Annotated in this window: 19 protein-coding genes; all 19 read right to left on the bottom strand. The window is 41.0% G+C overall.

All coding sequences use genetic code 11. The features are described 5' to 3' along the window. Positions 1 to 61 precede the first annotated feature (61 nt). Complete coding sequence (locus AC4BHP_RS03310) at positions 62 to 907, bottom strand: aspartate/glutamate racemase family protein (protein WP_148629935.1); 846 nt, start codon at positions 905 to 907, stop codon at positions 62 to 64. Further along, on the bottom strand, positions 904 to 2,280 hold the full coding sequence (locus tag AC4BHP_RS03305) for an FAD-dependent oxidoreductase (RefSeq protein ID WP_139891679.1): 1,377 nt from the start codon (positions 2,278 to 2,280) through the stop codon (positions 904 to 906). Before AC4BHP_RS03305 ends, AC4BHP_RS03310 begins: the two co-directional genes overlap by 4 nt. Before the next feature lie 4 nt (positions 2,281 to 2,284). Next, complete coding sequence (locus AC4BHP_RS03300; protein ID WP_139891677.1) at positions 2,285 to 2,728, bottom strand: GlcG/HbpS family heme-binding protein; 444 nt, start codon at positions 2,726 to 2,728, stop codon at positions 2,285 to 2,287. Positions 2,729 to 2,748: 20 nt separating this feature from the next. Then, complete coding sequence (locus AC4BHP_RS03295; RefSeq protein ID WP_139891675.1) at positions 2,749 to 3,483, bottom strand: SDR family NAD(P)-dependent oxidoreductase; 735 nt, start codon at positions 3,481 to 3,483, stop codon at positions 2,749 to 2,751. A gap of 15 nt (positions 3,484 to 3,498) precedes the next feature. Further along, the gene (locus tag AC4BHP_RS03290) at positions 3,499 to 4,914 is read right to left on the bottom strand and encodes an FAD-binding protein (protein ID WP_148629937.1); all 1,416 of its coding nucleotides are present in this window, start codon (positions 4,912 to 4,914) and stop codon (positions 3,499 to 3,501) included. Next, a complete protein-coding gene (locus AC4BHP_RS03285) occupies positions 4,911 to 5,804 on the bottom strand; it encodes an isocitrate lyase/PEP mutase family protein (RefSeq protein ID WP_490551294.1) in 894 nt (297 codons plus the stop codon). Before AC4BHP_RS03285 ends, AC4BHP_RS03290 begins: the two co-directional genes overlap by 4 nt. A gap of 14 nt (positions 5,805 to 5,818) precedes the next feature. Next, positions 5,819 to 6,604: an FAD synthetase family protein gene (locus tag AC4BHP_RS03280; RefSeq protein WP_139891671.1), complete on the bottom strand. Its 786-nt coding sequence runs from the start codon at positions 6,602 to 6,604 to the stop codon at positions 5,819 to 5,821. A gap of 24 nt (positions 6,605 to 6,628) precedes the next feature. Then, positions 6,629 to 7,579 (bottom strand): VOC family protein, encoded by a 951-nt coding sequence (locus tag AC4BHP_RS03275; protein ID WP_139891669.1) that lies wholly within the window; start codon positions 7,577 to 7,579, stop codon positions 6,629 to 6,631. 141 nt (positions 7,580 to 7,720) lie between these two features. Next, positions 7,721 to 8,674 (bottom strand): SMP-30/gluconolactonase/LRE family protein, encoded by a 954-nt coding sequence (locus tag AC4BHP_RS03270; RefSeq protein ID WP_139891667.1) that lies wholly within the window; start codon positions 8,672 to 8,674, stop codon positions 7,721 to 7,723. Between the two features lie 316 nt (positions 8,675 to 8,990). Beyond that, positions 8,991 to 9,992, bottom strand: a complete 1,002-nt coding sequence (gene dmpG / locus AC4BHP_RS03265; protein WP_490551293.1) for a 4-hydroxy-2-oxovalerate aldolase — start codon at positions 9,990 to 9,992, stop codon at positions 8,991 to 8,993. Beyond that, positions 9,989 to 10,876 carry an acetaldehyde dehydrogenase (acetylating) gene (locus AC4BHP_RS03260; RefSeq protein WP_490551292.1) on the bottom strand — a complete coding sequence of 296 codons (888 nt, stop codon included), beginning with the start codon at positions 10,874 to 10,876 and terminating at the stop codon, positions 9,989 to 9,991. The genes dmpG and AC4BHP_RS03260 overlap by 4 nt, the downstream gene beginning before the upstream one ends. 9 nt (positions 10,877 to 10,885) lie before the next feature. After that, on the bottom strand, positions 10,886 to 11,656 hold the full coding sequence (locus tag AC4BHP_RS03255) for a 2-keto-4-pentenoate hydratase (RefSeq protein ID WP_140461633.1): 771 nt from the start codon (positions 11,654 to 11,656) through the stop codon (positions 10,886 to 10,888). 14 nt (positions 11,657 to 11,670) lie between these two features. Then, on the bottom strand, positions 11,671 to 12,141 hold the full coding sequence (locus AC4BHP_RS03250; RefSeq protein WP_490551291.1) for a flavin reductase family protein: 471 nt from the start codon (positions 12,139 to 12,141) through the stop codon (positions 11,671 to 11,673). Positions 12,142 to 12,157: 16 nt separating this feature from the next. Beyond that, positions 12,158 to 13,111 carry a VOC family protein gene (locus AC4BHP_RS03245; RefSeq protein WP_139891657.1) on the bottom strand — a complete coding sequence of 318 codons (954 nt, stop codon included), beginning with the start codon at positions 13,109 to 13,111 and terminating at the stop codon, positions 12,158 to 12,160. A gap of 23 nt (positions 13,112 to 13,134) precedes the next feature. Continuing rightward, on the bottom strand, positions 13,135 to 14,343 hold the full coding sequence (locus AC4BHP_RS03240; protein WP_140461635.1) for an acyl-CoA dehydrogenase family protein: 1,209 nt from the start codon (positions 14,341 to 14,343) through the stop codon (positions 13,135 to 13,137). Between the two features lie 27 nt (positions 14,344 to 14,370). After that, entirely contained in the window at positions 14,371 to 15,228 is an 858-nt protein-coding gene (locus AC4BHP_RS03235) for an alpha/beta fold hydrolase (RefSeq protein WP_490551290.1), read from the bottom strand. Positions 15,229 to 15,250: 22 nt separating this feature from the next. Then, positions 15,251 to 16,753 (bottom strand): FAD-dependent tricarballylate dehydrogenase TcuA, encoded by a 1,503-nt coding sequence (gene tcuA, locus AC4BHP_RS03230; RefSeq protein ID WP_140461637.1) that lies wholly within the window; start codon positions 16,751 to 16,753, stop codon positions 15,251 to 15,253. Positions 16,754 to 16,795: 42 nt separating this feature from the next. Next, positions 16,796 to 17,650: an alpha/beta fold hydrolase gene (locus tag AC4BHP_RS03225; RefSeq protein ID WP_490551289.1), complete on the bottom strand. Its 855-nt coding sequence runs from the start codon at positions 17,648 to 17,650 to the stop codon at positions 16,796 to 16,798. A 14-nt stretch (positions 17,651 to 17,664) separates the two neighbouring features. Continuing rightward, on the bottom strand, positions 17,665 to 18,615 hold the full coding sequence (locus tag AC4BHP_RS03220) for a VOC family protein (RefSeq protein WP_148629939.1): 951 nt from the start codon (positions 18,613 to 18,615) through the stop codon (positions 17,665 to 17,667). Positions 18,616 to 18,662: the final 47 nt, after the last annotated feature.

The following is an 18,662-nucleotide window of genomic DNA, read 5'->3' as shown; positions in this document are numbered from 1 at the left end:
CCAAAAACTTAGGAAAGACCTTTTATGCTATATTCTATCAATATAATCATGCTCAATTGTATTAATTAGCAGCAAACTCACGCACGGATAATCCAAAATCCATTTCCTTGGTTATAGCTTGCAACTGATAATAGTCACGCAGTTTTTCAACAATCTCTTCGGGTGGTTTTGCATGATAATACCCTTTTCGCGTAGTCGTCATACCACTAATTTTCTGCAAATCGACAAGTGATTCACACATTTTAATGGCCGAGCCGAATGAATCGATAATCGGGACATCTTCAATATGATGAATACCGTGGGTTGCTAAAAATATATTCATCGGACCTTCTCCAGGAATAATGACATCTGCCCCTTCGGCAATAGCTGTTTTTGCGGCAGCTTTAAATTTCTCCAAAATCGGCTCAGGATTTTTAAATCCTTCCAAAATATCATAAAATCCAATATCCGCCTGAATAATCGGGCCCAATTTTTGTTCAAGACCATATTGCTTCGCATTAAAACGTAACTGATCTGCCAGTGGAGCTAAAAAATTCACGATGCCTATTCTTGTTCCAAGCATTGAGGCAATATGCATGGATGCCTGGCCGTAGCCAATAACCGGGATGTCCACTAATGAACGAGCCTCAATCAAGCCGACATCCGGTATGGTAGCTATAAAAACAGCATCATACCCTGCCCTTTCAGCAATCAATGTGTTTCGAATAAATTGCTCTTTATGCAGGCTTTGCAGATAGTTGTAGGTAATATAGTGCCCCGGGTATTGAGCAGGATAAGTCTCCTTTGTCATTCCATGTAAGACGACATCAACATCTGGTCGAGCAATTTTGGATACATGCTGTATGACCGCATCACGATATTCAGGTATGTCTTCAATGGAAGTTAAGCTTTGATGCCAAATTTTCATCGCGCTACCTCCTCTTCCTTTATTCGAAGGGCTTGTTCAGCAGCAATACGTCCAAAAATAGCTGCCTTTCCGAGCGAGCTCCCTGTCATATAACCCGCTCCATGGAAGCCACCCACCATTTCTCCGGCTGCATATAATCCTTTAATTGGGTCGCCGAACGGATTTAAAACTTCTGCATCCTCGTTTACACGAACTCCTGCATATGTAGCGAGCATAGCAGTCACTGTTTCCATTGCGTAAAAAGGACCGGTTTGAATCGGGGGTGGCTTACCAAATGTATGGGTCAATGTGTTACGACCGAATGGGTCATCACTGGTAATAAGATGCCTATTATATGAGTCAATCGTTTGGTGAAGAGATTGACTTGGGAGACCTGTTTTTTCGGCCAATTCCTCAAGTGTCTCAGCCTGGATAATTAAGCCTTCATTAAACAATAATTGAAAATCATATAGCGCATCATGTTCGACACCCTGATCCATAACCGTTTGATCCCAAACTTGAAATGTATGTTGATTAGGCTGCTGCAATGCAGCATCACCCAATAATTTGTAGGAAATCGACTCATTAACAAATCGTTTCCCCTGTTCATTCACAATGATGCCGCCTTTATAAAAGGCATGAGCCTGCCGTTTCTTTTGATTAGTAGAACTCGGATGAAAGCCGTATGTTCCTTTTAAGTATGGAAAATCCTCTAACCAGGCACCTACGGAAGCTGCTAATTTAATGCCATCTCCATGGTTCCCTTCTCCACCTAACCTGATTGTGTGTTCAAGCTGTGGTGCAAAGGCTCCTAATAAATCTTCACTTTGTGAGAATCCACCTGCGGTTAAAGCGACCCCTTTAGATGTATAGCATTCCTTTTGCTCGCCATTTTGTTGATAAAGTACACCCACTACTTTTTGTTGCTCAGTTAGCAAACGTACGACAGGACTATTAACATGCAGTGAAACACCATTATTCAAAGCATGGTTTTTCAGTGTTTGAATGGCCTGATCAGGAATGATCGTATGCCCCCGAGGGCTTGAATGGCCACTTACGGCCTGACAATTTTGAAATATTACTCCATGTGAAACTAACCAGTTATAAGTGGAAAGCTGATGTTTCCCATATGCCTGAACCAGATTTTTATCATTTTTAAATTGACCGACAACATACAAATCATTCATCAAACTCTCGGTAGTATCACTTATGCCAAGCTTACTTTGAAGTTCTGTTTCAGCAAACGCCATAAAACAACCGCTAAGCAATGAACTGCCACCGATGTCTGCCTGCTTTTCGAAAATGACAACATTGGCACCTCGCTCTGATGCCTCAACAGCTGCACAAAGACCTGCCATGCCAGCACCAACAATAATCAAATCAAACTGATTCAAAAAGCTACACTTCCTTTACTGCCTCGACTACACTTAATCCTGCCTCACAAAGCTGCATATCATGCGTATAGTGACCGCCGCTGACGCCTATTCCGCCTACACACTCACCATTAACGTGAATTGGATAACCGCCGCCAAAAACGACCAGGCGATTGGTATGTACTAAACCTGTCATTAAAGGTGGATCATCTTTTAAGCGATCATACCACTCATGGGTTGCACGATTGTATGCTGCAGCTGAAAATGCCTTGTTTTGAGAAATCTCCAATGCCAATACAGGTGCTCCATCCATTGCTGAAAATGCTTTTAAATTACCTGCTTTATCAACAATAGAAATCGCAAATTTCATTCCCAGTTCTCTTCCCTTTTCCTCTGCTTTTTCAAGCATAGCTTTGGCTAGTTCCAATGTAATCGTTTGTTGCGTGTAAGCATAAGTAAATTCTTTCATGATCCTATCCCCTTTATTATTTATTTTGCTATACCGACAGGCGTTCCGGCACCAAAAGCCTCAACCGAAGTAGCGGTAATAGCTTTGCTTTTTGGCAGTGCTAAATCAGCTATAACATGAGCAATATCAATCGGCTGCAGCCAGCCTGTTTTATCAATGTTAGTCCCCAATGCATCCGTCATTTGTGAGTCTACCGGACCGGGGCAAACTGCATTAACGCGTATGCCAAAAGGTTTCAATTCTTCTCCCAATGCCTTTGAAAAACCAATAACTGCATGCTTAGAGGAAATATATGCACTGCGATTGGGACCGCCTTTTGTTCCCCAAATGGAAGAAATATTTATAATAATCCCTTCCTGGCGATTTTTCATCGAGTCCACAACCTCACGGCAGAAATAATATGGTCCGTGTACATTAACATCAAACATGTTCATCCATTCTGCGGTTGTCGTTTCTGTAAATGGCTTTAGCAGCATGGCACCTGCATTGTTAATTAATATATCAATCGGTCCCAATTGCTTGTTAACCTCATATACGGCTTTTTTTACTTCCTCTTGATTGGCTACATCACAAGATACAGCTATCGCTTTTACTGAATAGGTTGTACGAATAAAATCAGCAACTTTTTCACACTCTTCCTGATCCAGTGCACAGATGGCGATATCCGCGCCACGAGAAGCCAATAAAGCGACGGTTTCTTTACCAATTCCACGGCTTGCACCTGTGACAAGAGCCACTTTTCCCTTTAATTCCACCCAATCATCTCCTTTTTACCGGGTTGTTTGGAAACTGGAAATATACGAGACCGCATGTTTACCAGCCCGTCGACCAAATACCAGACATCGAAGCACAGATGTACCACCCGGATATTTCCCGTAGTATACGCCTGAAGTTTCACCAACTGCATATAAACCCGGAATAGCAATATCATCTCCCGTTAACACCCTTCCATCTGTATCAGTAGCTAATCCGCCATTTGTAAACACATTGCAGCAATGAACTGGGTAAGCAATATAGGGACCTTCGTTGATAGGAATGGACCAATTGGATTTATTTAAAGTCAATCCATTGGTTGCTAATCCATCTAACCGGTTATAGATAAATTCACCTTCCGGACAAGCGCTATTAAATTCCTCCACCGTTTTTACGAGATTCTCTGAATTCACATTTAGTTTTTCGGCCAATTGTTCAATAGAATCAGCGACAACTGCTGGTATATCTGTCTGAAGTGCTTCTTCATAGTTTGGAATCGAATACATTTTTTGATCTGTAATCATATAGGCAATATGATTTTCACAGGTATAGAAGATTTTACGGGCCACTTCTTCATATTGTTCATCAATGGTGGTTACACCCTCATCCGTAAAACGCTCTCCATTTTGATTTACTAAAATAGCATACGGAAACAACATGACTCCGGCTTCCTCACGTTTACTGCGTGGATCAACCGTTTCAGCGTGGAAGGAATCAAATTGGCCATTCCCCGCTGCCCCAATATTTAAAGCCATTCGAATAGCTTCACCTTTATTAAAGAGCCCTCCTTCTGATACGGGAGGTATTTTATGAGCGTCATGGCCTATATACCGGGCCATCATTTCTTTATTTCCCTGAAATCCACCAGCAGCCAAAACAACAGCATTTGTTTTCAAATGCATACTGCTTCCATCTGCAGAACGTACGAAGATTCCGTTAATAGCTCCTTCATCATTTAGGGACAAATTCCAGGCTGCTGCTTCATAAATAATTTCTACTCCCAAAGCACGGGCACGCTGACTTAGGGTATCGATGATGGCACGCCCACCCCCAACAGGCAGTAAACGCGGACGTGAAGCTGTCAAAAACATGGTTGGCAGAAAATCAAAATCCACCCCTTTTGATTCAACCCAACGCAGTGTCGGTCCTGCTTCGCTTTGTAAGGTCTCTGCATATTCGCGGCCCATCGCTTGATCCGAAAAATTCAACATGTCTTCAACGAAGTTTGGAGCAGGTGTATCAATGTTTTCCATGCGCATATAAGCTGCTGTCCACCGTGTATTCCCGCCTCGTTTTTCAAATGGCGCACGTTCGAGAATAGCAATTGACATATTTTCTCCTGATTCTTTAGCCTTTTCAGCAGCCGCCAAAGCCGTGGCTGTTCCGGCTGCACCACAACCAACAATAATTAAATCGTAATCTACTTCAGTCATCTGGAATCACCACTTTTTAAAGATTCAGAATATTTTACTTCCAATTCATTTATTTCATGTAATTTAAATAACTCCTGTCTTGTTTTCCATGAGCATATATAGTCATGAATATTTTCTTGTGATTGGTCCTGCTGCAACACTCGCAGTGCATCCATTGCCCCTTTAATGGCACCTCGTAACACTGTATTGGCACAAAGCACAATTTTATATCCCATTGCCTGGGCTTCTTCTTTTGAAATAAGAGGTGTTTTACCGCCTTCCACCAAGTTTAATATTAAAGGAATATCCGGCACTAACTTTGGAATGGATGCTATCTGATCGATGGCAGTTGGTGCCTCAACAAATATGGCATGTGCACCAGCTTCCTTATACGCATTCGCTCGGTCAACCGCTTCTTCAATCCCATGGACCGCCAGTGCATCTGTACGCGCGATAATCGCAAAGTCTTCATCGGCCCGAGCATCAAGGGCTGCTTTTATTTTTCCTATCATCTCCTCTTTAGAGATCACTTCTTTTCCATTAAAATGACCACATTTTTTGGGCATCACCTGATCCTCGATTTGAATGGCTGCCGCACCGGCACGCTCCAATATTCTGACCGTTCTTTGCATGTTAATGGCATTGCCAAACCCCGTATCTGCATCCACTACAAGAGGAACAGTTGTTACATCAGCCATCCAGGCAACTACCTGTGCAATTTCTGTTAACGTGGTTAAACCAACATCGGCCCAACCTAGCTGGGCATTTGATATTCCTGCACCTGTCGCATATATAGCTCCAAATCCAGCTTCTTCGACTAATCGGGCAGTCATCGCATCATAAGCACCTGGCAAAATAAATGTTTCAGAACGATTTAATAAATGTTGAAACTGTTTTGTTTTTGATATCATATCAGTTCAATCCCTTAACTAATTACTTGTTCATGCTGGGTTACTCGCTGATGAAAAATGATTGTACAATCTTGATTGGAGAATTCTCGATTAAAAAGTATAGTGTGGCAATCCTGTACATAAATTGTTTGCGAAACCATTCTTCCTTCAAAAATAATGCTTACATAATACAGACCTTTTTCAGGAAGTGTATAGTACGGCGCAACGCCTTCTTTAAAGGAGTATTTGACTTGATAAGGCTTGCCCAGTAACTTTGTGACGGTGTCGATCTGACCATTTTGAAGAAGTTCCCGGATGTTGGTTGAACTCACCTTTGAGCCATACATCTCAAACTTTTCAACAACTTCAACACCAATCTTAAACTGACTGTGCGGGGCAATCGTATGAATGGTGCCAGCTCCCCTTTTACCATAGGTGTAATCAAAGCCAGCCACAGCATGTTTCACTTGCATCTTCACTAAATATTCTTGTACAAATGTTTCTGGTGAAAGAGCAGCAAAGTCCTTCGTGAACTCAGTAATATAAAAAATATCTACACCCAACTCTTTTAGCCGCTCTGCCTTTTGTTCCATTGGCATTAAATAATCAACTTCCTGGTTTGAAAACACCGTTTTGGGGTGTGGAAAGAAACTCATTACGGCAAGAGAACAATCTTTCTCATTTGCTATTTCTTTAGCACGCATAATTACTTTTTGATGACCTCTATGAACTCCATCAAAAAATCCTAAAGCCATGACATTCTGCTGACTATTCTCCTGCACTATGGATAGATTTTTCTCGTTGACAATAATCGTTTTCATATTCCTCCCCTGCCTTTTTAGGTATTACCGCGCTTCGATAGTAATATTGTTAAGCTCTTTATCTTGGACGGTATCTCCCCAATATGTGTTACATAATGAGCGTTCTTCCAATGTCCATTCAACCGGCTCCCAGTCTGGTTCAAAAATTAAATAACCGCCGGAAAACAGTTCCACCCGGCAGCCACTGCCCGGGTCCATGACATATAAGTAAATTGCTTGTGATGCACCATGTTTTCCAGGACCGATAAACGTCATTCCATTTTCTTTTAAAATATCAGCTGCACGTAAAATATCCTGCGAATCATCCAACCAGTATGAAATATGGTGTAGGCGTGCAGGGGTTGGTAACGTGTCTTTCTTTAATAAGGCAACATCATGTACCAATGCGGTAACACTTAACCATCCTGCCAAAATCCCCTCATCCCCACGCATATACTCTCTCATATTGAATCCTAAGACATCGATTAAAAAGTCATAAGATTGATCAGCATCAGTAGATGTGTGTATATTAACATGATCAAAACGACGTGGAGAGATCCCTTTCCTCCATGACTTATAAACTTGATTTTTCAAAACGGAAGCATGCCCATTGAGTGCCTTTGGCTTTTCAACATCATAATACAATTCAAAAGTATGGCCACTTGGCATTTTAAAACGTATGGACTCTCCAATACCTACTGTTGTCCCTTTTGGATATTCTGTTACTTCAACCTCTTGATCTGCCAGCAGCTGTTTAAATCCCTGCAGACATTGAGGTGTTTTTGTACGCCAGCCGATCCGCTTAATGTAACCGCTGTCACCAGCTTCAACACTTAATGTATGATGTTGAAAATCACTGTACGCGCGTAAATAATGGACACCATCTACTTCTTCTGTTTCTTCCAAACCAATGACTTCTTTAAAAAAGAATAGTGACTTCTCTAAATCACTTGTCACAAGTGCAACATGCCCAAGCTTTGCAATTTCCGGCTTCATCTTCTCCATGACCTCCTTGCTACAATTCTATTTATCTGAGCCTTCCGCTTACTTCGTTTTAATCTTACAAAACAACAATACGGATAGCTACACAGCATTTTTCTTAAAACTAATTGATTTTCCATAAAAATATACCGAATTTTATCTCTTACTATTTTCATTATTCAGTGCAAATTCATAGTTTGCTACACCGATAGATTCAATCTTCATTTGTAATAAATAACCCGCAAACGGTTCCTGCTTCACTTTTTCTTCAGAAAGTGGTTCATAGGCCGTGGTAACAAATAAGGTATCCATTTTCTCTCCGCCAATCGTACACGAAGATATATGGGATAAGGGAATCACAATTTCCTTAATAACCTGCATCTTCCTCGGATTGATACAAACAATACGAGTCGGCTTTTTTGAAATGGATGCCACAATTCCACCTTTAAAAAGGGAAACCCACAAGTTTCCCTCTCCATCTACTGCCATGCCAGCAGGAAACCCTTCATCCATCTCAAATGTATACACAATTTTTTCAAATTGAATCTGATCGTTTTCCATAAGTTGATATTGGTAAATAGAGTATTTCGACGAATCAATATGATAAAATTTATTTGTTTTCCTGTCCCAATCTAATCCATTAGATAGCGTGATTCCATCCACTTGTACTGAAACATTACCGAACGTATTTATACAATATAATTTTGAATTCGAAAAAGGATATTGCGAAAAGGCAGTATGAGGTGATTCTTTAAAGCTTTTAAAAAAGCCATCCGATGAACCAACCCAAATTTGTCCATCAGGTCCACACTTTCCATCATTCAAATAACACATATTATTCCATGATTCCTGTATAACAAAAGGAGACTTAATTCCCTGTTTAAAGTTTAAATGATATAAACCGTCTTTATATATACCAATAAATCTTCCATCCTTTAATGGAATGATCGCCTTAATCCAGCCTAAAGCATCATATACATTCTCTTGTTCAGTTGCGGGATTATACGTAATAATTCGTTTAGAAGCGATATCCAGCCACATAATTCCATACGCTTCGTGCCAAATGGGGCCTTTACCAAATTTAGCACGATACTGTCCACATTTTTTCATATTTTCATCACCTACGTTTATGGATAGTGTGTCAATTTAATCGAAGTTCTTCTATTCACCATCCCTCATTAAAATTTAACTGCATGAAATCCATTTACTCGGATGTCCGTGCCTTACAGAAGCCATCATCACCATAATCTAAAAACCAGTAAAGTATTTCCCCTACCACCTGAAACCTTATCTGCCAATTAATCTTACAAATGGTAAAATTCTTAGTGGAACTACCATTCATGATTCAAAAAATCGATAGAATTTGAAAAAAGAAGAAAGATCGCTAATTAATCTTCCTTCTTTTCTCTTAGAGATTGCTATAGATCTATTTAGCTAACATTAATTGCTGGGCAACTTCATAAATAAGATCCTCTTGTCCCCCAACCGTTTTGCGTTCACCCAATTCTATTAAAATATCTCGTTCGTCCACTCCAAATTGTCGGGCAGCTTTTTCTGTATGTAATAAGAAGCTTGAGTAAACTCCCGCATAGCCCATAATAAGGCTGGAACCTGAGATTTCTTGCGGTCTTGGCAGGATGGGCGCAACCATCTTATTGGCAACATCGATTATGTTATATAAATCAACACCCGTTTGAATACCAAGTCTTTGCAAAACAGCTACCAGGACTTCTGTTTGTGTATTGCCGCTGCCCGCCCCAAGTGCACGCAGTGAGCCGTCGATATACGTGGCACCTGCTTCAATCGCGGCTAATGAATTAGCCATAGCCAGAGATAGATTGTTATGTGCATGGAAACCAATTTCAATTCCGACATTTTCTTTCAATGCACGGATCCGCTCTGTCACCTGATGAGGTAACATATTTCCTGCCGAATCGGTCACATATACGATCTCAGCTCCATAGCTCTCAAATAATTGAGCCTGCTTCACGATAACATCTGTCGGTGCCATATGGGCCATCATTAAAAAACCAACCGTTTTCAAACCTAATTCACGGCTCATGGCTATATGTTGCGCTCCAATATCAGCTTCCGTTACATGTGTCGCAATTCTTGCCATTTTAGCACCTGCTTTTACCGCCTCTTTCAGGTCATCTTTAATCCCAATTCCCGGAATGAGTAACACAGCCACTTTTGCATTGGTGCATTCTTCTACCGCAGCTTCTATTAATTTCAGTTCATCAACCGCAGATAGACCATATTGCAGACTTGAACCACCTAGTCCATCTCCATGTGCCACTTCGAAATATTCAATATTCGCTCGCTCCAGACCACTCGCAATATTCCGGACTTGTTGCTCTGTGAAAGCATGTTTCATTGAATGGCTCCCATCACGTAAGGATACGTCTAATACGTGAATATCTCTCATGAAATAGCACCTCCCTGCATCACAATGTTCTTCGCCATTTCATTAGCTACACGGGCAGCCGCAGCTGTCATTATATCCAGATTCCCAGAATAGGAAGGGAAGAAATCTCCTGCACCCTCTACTTCGAGGAATACAGAAACCTTATTCCCTTCAAAAATAGGTTCTCCCCGCAGCCGATAACCAGGTACATATTGTTGAACTTCTTTAATCATTGTTTGAATGGACTGTGTAATTTCCGCTTCCTGTCCTGACGCTTCCACAATGGCATGAACCGTATCGCGCATGATAATCGGCGGTTCTGCTGGATTTAATATAATGATTGCTTTACCTTTCTTAGCTCCTCCGACAACTTCTATTGCTTTAGAGGTTGTCCTTGTAAATTCATCAATATTGGCGCGTGTGCCCGGTCCTGCACTTTTACTTGCGACTGTTGCTATAATTTCTGCATATTCTACAGGAACAATCCGGCCAATTGCATGAACGATTGGTATCGTAGCCTGGCCTCCGCAAGTTACCAAATTGACATTATCTTTATCTAAATGTTCCATTAAATTAACCGGCGGCACCGTGTATGGTCCAATTGCCGCCGGTGTTAAATCAATCATTTTCTTTCCCGCTGATTTAACAGCTTCATAATTTGCCTTGTGAGCATAAGCGCTTGTTGCATCAAAAACGATATCGATCAGTTCCATTTTTTCAGATAAACCCTCAATACCGTTATCAATTGTGACATATCCCCGGTCACGGGCTCGCTTTAAACCTTCCGATTCAGGATCAATCCCGACCATAACTGACATTTCCAAAGCATCGCATCGTTCGATTTTATACATTAAATCTGTCCCGATATTTCCTGAACCAATGATTCCTACTTTCAACTTTTCCATATGCTCACCTCATTCCGTAAAAGATAGTTTCACTTCTCCATAGGAACCAAAATCCACTTCAAAGACATCTCCTGATTCAAATGGTACCGCAGCCGTAATCGCACCGGCTAAAATAAAATGCCCTGCCTTCAAAGTAATATCATAGTCTGCAAGCATATTGGCCAACCAGGCCACCGCTTTGGCCGGATTTCCCATCACTGCACTGCTCATACCTTCATCAAATACTTCACCATTCTTCTTGGCGACAACTCGAATATTAGCTAATTGCTCCAATGAAGGCACAGGGTGTTTTTCCCCCAATACTGCACCGGCAGAGGATCCATTATCTGCAACCGTATCCTGAAATTTAAATTGCCAATTCTTAATACGGCTATCAATGATTTCAATGGCAGGGACAATTGCCTCAGTCGCTGCCAAAACTTGTTCACTGGTCACATCAGGACCTTTTAAATCTTCCTTCAAAACAAAGGCCAGCTCAAATTCAACTTTCGGTTCAATAAATTGAGAAACCGAAAGTGTCTGTCTATTTTCAAATACCATCGTATTTAAAATATGCCCAAAATCAGGAGTATCGACATTAAACATCGTTTGCATAACTTTACTTGTTAAACCAATCTTCATTCCTACCAAATGTGCATCTTTTAACTTCTCATTAATTTGCAAAAGCTGAATACGATAAGCATCGTCAACCGAGAGATCGGTTGACGATGTAAAAGGTTCAATCGGTGTTTTCAAACGTTCAGCTACAAGTAAATCGAAAGCTGCTTTTTGAATATCCAATTTAAATGGCCTCCTTAAACGGTTAAAGACTCTAATAACCTGTATTGCCCCGCAAAGAATACAAGGGGATTTTTATCTTCAAGCTGGATTGCCCGGACTTTACCAATAAATAAGGTATGGTCTCCTTCAACATACTCTGAAACAACGTCACAACTAATCTGTGCCAAAACACCGCTTAATACCGGAACATCCGCCAATCGATCAAATGTAATAGCAGCACCGTCTTTCTTCTGTCCAGCAAAAATCATTGAATAGTCTTGTTGATCCTCTGCCAGAATATTGACCGCAAACTGTTTACTTTCACGGATTTTATTTAAACAACGCGCTTTTTCACCGATTGAAATGACAACCAATTTCGGATCGAGTGAGACGGACATAAATGCATTTGCTGTCATACCGTGAGCCTGTCCTTCATGCTCTGTTGTTATGACGGTCACGCCCGTAGCAAACTTACTCATTGCATTTCGAAATAAACGATCATCCATTTGGTTAACCTCCTTTTTATGCTTTAATGGTTGGATTGTTTTCAGTATTGGCGTCCATTTGGTCTCCCCAATAGGTGAAACCAATCTCCATTTCTTCGACTGTCCAACGAATTGGCTCCCAATCCGGTTCAAAAATGAGATAACCATTTGTGAAGATCTCCAGCCTTACCCCACTGCCTGGATCAATGGCATAAATATACATAGCCTGCGAGATTCCGTGCTTCCCTGGTCCTTTGAAGTAAATTCCATTCTCCTTCAAAATATCAGCTGCACGCAATAAATCCTGTGCGTTATCCAACCAATAGGCAATATGGTGAACTTCATGTGTGGATGGTGAATTCGGATCAAAGCTAAATGCAATATCATGGACAAGCGGTGTCACACTTAACCAGGCACCTACATAGGTACCGTCCGGTGCTTCTACATATTCCCGTAAATTGAAACCTAAGTGTTCTTGCATAAAATCGGATAGCTCGTTAGCCGGAAGAGAGCTTAATAGATTAACATGGTCAATCCTTCGGGGTGAAACCCCACGATTCCAAGACTTATGTGTTTGGTTTTTTAATACAGAACGTGTTTCAGGTGAAGCCAAGGTTTTTTCCATATCGAAGTAAATTTCAAATGTATGATTACTAGGGAGTTTAAAGCGAAATGCCTTCCCCTGTCCTTTTTCTGCCCCTTCTTCTACCCATTCGATTGTCATACCACTATTTTGCAACTGCTCCGCAAATAGATCCACATCTTCACGACGTTTTGTACGCCAGGCAATATGATCCAAATGGGATTCTTCTCCTGCACGAATCGTTAATGTATGATGCTCAAAATCCCCCCAAGCGCGCAAATAATGCACACCATCCTGAACATCTGTTTCTTCCAAACCAATAACTTCTTTAAAGAACCATAATGATTTCTCTAAATCTGTACTTACTAATCCAAAATGCCCTAATTTTGAAATTTCCGGTTTACTCATTTTCCCTACCTCCTATTTATCAATCAAGCAAAATACGTATTTGGTTCCAAATCACACATAGTGCGTCCATATGTCTCTAATAAACTCGATGGAGTAATGAAGCCGTGTAAATGCATAGAAATAAAATCACGATAAAAGGTTTGGAATACATTATTATTGTAAGCAAATACAGATCCTGCTCCTGCAAGCATGAGATCAAAAGCTTCTTTGCAGAGCTGGTTGGCATATCCAAACATAGCTTTGATTCGAATACTTTCCTTTTGTGTGAAATCCTGTCCGCGTGTTGAATAATCATCTAAATCATTGATAGCTTGATTAAACAGCATGCGAGCACATTCCAGTTTCATATCAGTCTCAGAAATTTGTAAATGTGTCACGGCAGCCTCGCTCATTTTGGAATAAAAGGTATTTCCAATGCTTGCTTTTGACACACGCTCCTTATGTAGATCAAATCCACCTTGGGCAATTCCCAGTGCTGGGGCTGCAATAGACAAGGTTAAGGATGGCACAAACGGCGTTCGATATAATGGATTCCCCTGTAATTCTTCAATAATATAGTGACCTTGCTGTGCCAGTCGATCTAATGACACACGATGGTCAGGAATAAAGACATCCTTGACTACTACACTATTACTGCCTGAACCACGTAAACCAACTACATTCCAGTCATCCATTACTTCTACATCTCTCCGTGGGATGACTAAAATCGCCATTTCTACTCCGCCATTCCCATCATCTACCGGTGCCCCAAAGTAGAACCAGTCTGCATATGGAGATCCAGAAACAAATGGCCATTGTGCATCTTTGATAAAATAACCACCATCGACCTTTTCAATATCAATACGAATCGGTTTGAAGTTCCCGGCTAGAACGACATCCTGGTCACGATTCGGTCCAAAAATCTCGTGCAGAGCTTCGCGCCCAAATGCATATGAAATCATGTAATCACGAATATTGCTTAACGATACGAACCAGCCGGCTGACGGATTTCCGCGGCTAATTTCTGTGACTACATCAAAATACGTACGCATATCTGTTTCAAAGCCTCCGAACATTTTTGGTCGAAGGATTTTCAGTAATCCGTTCTCACGTATCGCCTGAATAATCTCGTCTGATATTTTGCTCGTTTGATCAATTTCAAGGGTTGCATCACGTAATTGCTTTTGCAGCGAACGCGCCTTTTCGATTAATACCTCGCTGATTTCTTCTCTTTTTACTATAGTTTCACTCATAAGTTCACCCCCACTTTTTGAATATTCTTAAATTTCAACTTGCGTTTTATCCTTTGTAAAGAAATGTTTGGTTGCGTGTAAAAACTCCTCACGTTGCTCAATCATGGCCCAGTGGCCGCATTTTTTAAATACGCGCAGTTCGGCATTTGGTAAGTGTTCTAAAGCGTAAAGGCTGCTTTGTAAAGGAACAAACCGATCGTAGTAACCATGGATTAATAAAAATTCATTTTTCATTCTCTCAAGTGCCGTTTGTGGAATCAGCATTTCGGTTAAGGATGACTTGGTAAAGTTTTCACGATAAGAACGGAAAATTTCTGGACGCTGGAACATTTCAAAACGTGCTTCGACCACTTGGGTCACGAAATCCTCCATTTTATCTAAATCATAAACGAACCAGCTTAATAGATTGCGTAAGTTCTCTTTACTCGGATCTAAGTGGAAGTTTGTTAATTTTAGTAATTCAGGTGTCGGCTCCTTTAACAATACACCGGCGCCCATTAATACGATTTTGTTAAACCGCTCCGGAGCCTGCATATTTAAATACATGGATACGACGCCACCGAGTGAATTGCCGACTAAATTCGCTTTTTCAATATTTAAAACATCCATTAAATCTAAAATTTGTTTGATACGCCATGACATCCACTGTACTCCGTTTTCTGGATATACTTCAGGATGATCCGTTTCTCCAAAGCCAACTAGATCAGGTGCAATGACATGGAAATCTTTCGCATAATCTTCTAAAACAAATTGCCAATTTGCTTTTGCATTTGCCCCCGGTCCGGAACCATGAATTAATATCACAACTTCTTTATTTTCCGAACCTCCTTCATGAAAATAGGTTTCATAATCTCCGGTTTTCACTTTTCTTTGTAAAATCGTCATAAGAATCCTCCTTTGTTTACAACTACATTTTATTCACAATCGACATCTTATTTTTTCGTTTCGTACTATATAGACTCGCATTCTCCCCAGCAATTTTTCCAAATACAGAACCTGAGGTTAAACCGGCTCCGCCAGGATAATTGTCATAGTATAATCCCCCTACTATTTCACCGGCTGCGTATAAGCCTTCAATAGGCGTGAAATCATTGTGGATCACTTGCGCTCGTTTGTTAATCTTCAAACCGCCGTAAGTAAAGGTAATTCCACACGTAACTTCGTATGCTTCAAACGGCGCTTCATCAATTGGATTCGCCCAATTTGATTTAGGAACAGAAAGGCCTGTTGTTTTTTTCCCATCTAACTGGTTTGGATTAAATGGTATATTCTGATCAATCGAGTCATTATACCTCTCAATCTCTCTCAAAAAACTATCGGCATCAATGCCTTCCATTTTTTCTGCTAATTCTTCGAGTGTATTTGCAGCCACTTTTGAAACATGACGACCATTATATTCTTCACGTAAATAAGGTTTAGCTCTAGCGTCATACACTTGCCATGCATGCTGACCCGGTTGTTTTAAAATTTCACGTCCTACTTTTGCATAAATATAATTGCGAAAATCAGCAGCCTCATCAATAAAACGCTTGCCATCCTTGTTGACCATAATTCCGAATGGAAAGCTCAATTTTTGAAACCCTTCTTTATAATCAGCTAAGTATCGATCACCACTTACGGCATGTGCCGCAGACCAATTGCCGGTTGTTCGTGCACCTAATGACATGGCCATTCGCAGGCCGTCACCAACATTGTATTTACAGCCGCGTGTATGGACAGTATCCCAACCAGCCCCCAAATACTTTGTTCGCATTTCAACATTGGCATGAAAACCGCCGGATGCCAGCACGACTGCTTGACAAGCTATTTTGCGCTCTTTTCCATTCGAACGGACAATCACACCTTCAATCGTCCGATTCTCAGTGACAAGCTCGACCGCTGCTGTATTATAATGAATCGTTATGCCTAAACGCTTGGCTTCATTATGCAGAGAATCTACTAAGCCCTTTCCTCCACCCACAGCTTCAATGACCATGCCGCCCCAAAACACGAATTTCCCATTCATTTTATAAGCTTGGCGCCCATAAATCGGAAGCCATTTCACATGGTGCTCTGTTAGCCATAGTACAGTCTCATAACTCTTCTTTGTCATGATGGAAGCCAAATCGTAATCTGTGCGATAATTGGACATCCGGCACAAGTCATCAAAAAATTTTCCTTCTATATATGTCCCAAACTCCGTTATTTCGAAGTCCTTATCTGTCATTTCTGGCATTAGCGATCGAACCTGTGCTCCATCATTGTAGGCGAAGCGAATCGAACCATGTGTATAAGCCGTGTTTCCCCCTTTTTCTTCTTCTGAAGAAATTTCAAGTACCGTCACATGGGCTCCTTTTTCTGCTGCCGCAATCGCAGCACACAAAGCAGCATTTCCAGCCCCAACCACCACAATGTCTGTTGCTTCGCTCATTTTATTCACTCCTATCCATCTTGTAAGCGCTTAATAAGAGTTTCATAAAATACCTTTAAAGAATTGCTGAATAAGATTGTTGAATTCATTCTTCTTTTCAATTTGTGTCCAGTGCCCACATTTACTAAAAACGTGGAGTTGGGCATCATTTAGATGCTCTAATAAATAATAACTTGACTCAATCGAACATACTTGATCATCACGGCCATGGACCAGTAAGATCTGGTTCTTAATTCTGCGTAATGCCACGGTTGGGACTGGGACAGCAGCCGTTGAAAAAATAGAATTGTTTGAACGGCGAACTTCTTCACGCATTGCATTTTCATATCGGGAATCCGTAAGCCCATCAATGACTGGCTGCATTGCTTCCTTGTCGTAGACAAACCAGCTCATAATTTGTTGAAGTCGTTTTTTTGACGGGTTATCATAAAATGCTTTAGCACGTGCCAGCTCAAAACTTAGTTTAGTATTTGGTGTACCACCCGGCCCCATCAGGACAACTCGGTCAAAACGCTCTGGATACTCCAACAGCAATTCCAGGGCTATAGAACAGCCTAAGGAGTTTCCAACAACATGCACTTTCTCTAATTCGTAATAATCGAGCAACTCTATGATTTGTTCAATCCAACAATCCATCCACATTTGGCGATTTTTTAATGGCTCAGCCGGATGATCACTTTGGGCAAAACCGTATAAATCTGGTGCTAAACAATAGAAAGAATCAGCGCATTCCTGTAATGCATAATTCCAGTTAGCCAATGATGTTACCCCTGGTCCAGAACCATGTAAAAATAAAATGGTTTCTGCATTTCCTTTACCAGCTTCGTTTATCCATGTTGTATAATGACCTGTTTTCAGATGCTTTGATGTAATGGTTACCTCTTTTGTCATTGCCATTTACCCATGCCTCCCTATGCTTCAATTGTTGGAACAATTAACGGATTTCCCGTAATGCTATCTCCCCAATACGTATTGCCAAAAGCCCTTTCTTCCGGGCGCCAAACCACTGTTTCCCAATCAGGTTCAAATATTAAGTATCCACCTGTAAATAATTCAACTCTGCATCCACTTCCCGGATCAATAACATATAAATAGATAGCCTGCGAAATGCTATGTTTACCTGGTCCTATGAATTTCAGGTCATGTTCTTTTAAAATATCAGCTGCCCGCATTAAATCCCCTGAACTGTCCAACCAGTAGGAGATATGATGGAAGCGTGCTGTTGTTTCCAATGATTCATGAGCAACAAGTGCGACATCATGCACCAATGGAGTAACGCTCATCCAACCCGCCAATATTTTCCCATCCTCGGTTTCAATACATTCATTCATGCGGAATCCTAATTCTTCAATAAAGAAATCATAAGCTGTATTCTCCGGCGCAGCTGTATGAATATTGACATGATCGAAACGCCTTGGTGAAATACCCTTTGCCCATGCTTTATACGTTTGATTCTTGAGCACAGAACGTCGATGTTCTTCTACCTCTGTCTTTACGACATCATAAAACAATTCAATTCTATGCCCGGAAGCTGCCATAAATCGAATCGCTCTGCCAATACCAGGTGTCGTTCCAGCTTGCACATATTCAATCTCATAGCCCTTTTGATTCAGTCTGCTTGCAAACGAATCCACATCTTCTGCACATTTGGTGCGAAAACTGATATGCTTCACCTTGCCCTTAATGCCGGGTGAGATTGATAATGTATGATGCTGAAAATCTCCCCAGGCTCTGAAATAGTATTGTTCGCCTACTTTTTCAGTCAGCTCTAAACCAATGATGTTTTGAAAAAAATCCACCGATTTTTCAATATCGGAAGATTCAAGAGCAACATAACCTAATTGGGCAATTCGCGGTCCCATGAGTAAGAATCCCCCTCATTTTTTATATTAAGGAACTAAGTACTGGT

The organism is Pradoshia sp. Z4_20, assembly GCF_058216035.1.
This window is presented reverse-complemented; position numbering and strand designations above follow the sequence as displayed.

Excerpts from the sequence above, each read along its gene's own strand:
- AC4BHP_RS03270 (WP_139891667.1), bottom strand. The coding sequence starts at position 8,674 with ATGAAAAAATGTGGACAGTATCGTGCTAAATTTGGTAAAGGCCCCATT.
- AC4BHP_RS03225 (WP_490551289.1), bottom strand. The coding sequence starts at position 17,650 with ATGGCAATGACAAAAGAGGTAACCATTACATCAAAGCATCTGAAAACA.
- AC4BHP_RS03275 (WP_139891669.1), bottom strand. The coding sequence starts at position 7,579 with ATGAAGCCGGAAATTGCAAAGCTTGGGCATGTTGCACTTGTGACAAGT.
- AC4BHP_RS03235 (WP_490551290.1), bottom strand. The coding sequence starts at position 15,228 with ATGACGATTTTACAAAGAAAAGTGAAAACCGGAGATTATGAAACCTAT.
- AC4BHP_RS03280 (WP_139891671.1), bottom strand. The coding sequence starts at position 6,604 with ATGAAAACGATTATTGTCAACGAGAAAAATCTATCCATAGTGCAGGAG.
- dmpG (WP_490551293.1), bottom strand. The coding sequence starts at position 9,992 with ATGAGAGATATTCACGTATTAGACGTATCCTTACGTGATGGGAGCCAT.
- AC4BHP_RS03240 (WP_140461635.1), bottom strand. The coding sequence starts at position 14,343 with ATGAGTGAAACTATAGTAAAAAGAGAAGAAATCAGCGAGGTATTAATC.
- AC4BHP_RS03245 (WP_139891657.1), bottom strand. The coding sequence starts at position 13,111 with ATGAGTAAACCGGAAATTTCAAAATTAGGGCATTTTGGATTAGTAAGT.
- AC4BHP_RS03285 (WP_490551294.1), bottom strand. The coding sequence starts at position 5,804 with ATGATATCAAAAACAAAACAGTTTCAACATTTATTAAATCGTTCTGAA.
- AC4BHP_RS03220 (WP_148629939.1), bottom strand. The coding sequence starts at position 18,615 with ATGGGACCGCGAATTGCCCAATTAGGTTATGTTGCTCTTGAATCTTCC.
- AC4BHP_RS03310 (WP_148629935.1), bottom strand. The coding sequence starts at position 907 with ATGAAAATTTGGCATCAAAGCTTAACTTCCATTGAAGACATACCTGAA.
- AC4BHP_RS03300 (WP_139891677.1), bottom strand. The coding sequence starts at position 2,728 with ATGAAAGAATTTACTTATGCTTACACGCAACAAACGATTACATTGGAA.
- AC4BHP_RS03250 (WP_490551291.1), bottom strand. The coding sequence starts at position 12,141 with ATGGATGATCGTTTATTTCGAAATGCAATGAGTAAGTTTGCTACGGGC.
- AC4BHP_RS03260 (WP_490551292.1), bottom strand. The coding sequence starts at position 10,876 with ATGGAAAAGTTGAAAGTAGGAATCATTGGTTCAGGAAATATCGGGACA.
- AC4BHP_RS03290 (WP_148629937.1), bottom strand. The coding sequence starts at position 4,914 with ATGACTGAAGTAGATTACGATTTAATTATTGTTGGTTGTGGTGCAGCC.
- tcuA (WP_140461637.1), bottom strand. The coding sequence starts at position 16,753 with ATGAGCGAAGCAACAGACATTGTGGTGGTTGGGGCTGGAAATGCTGCT.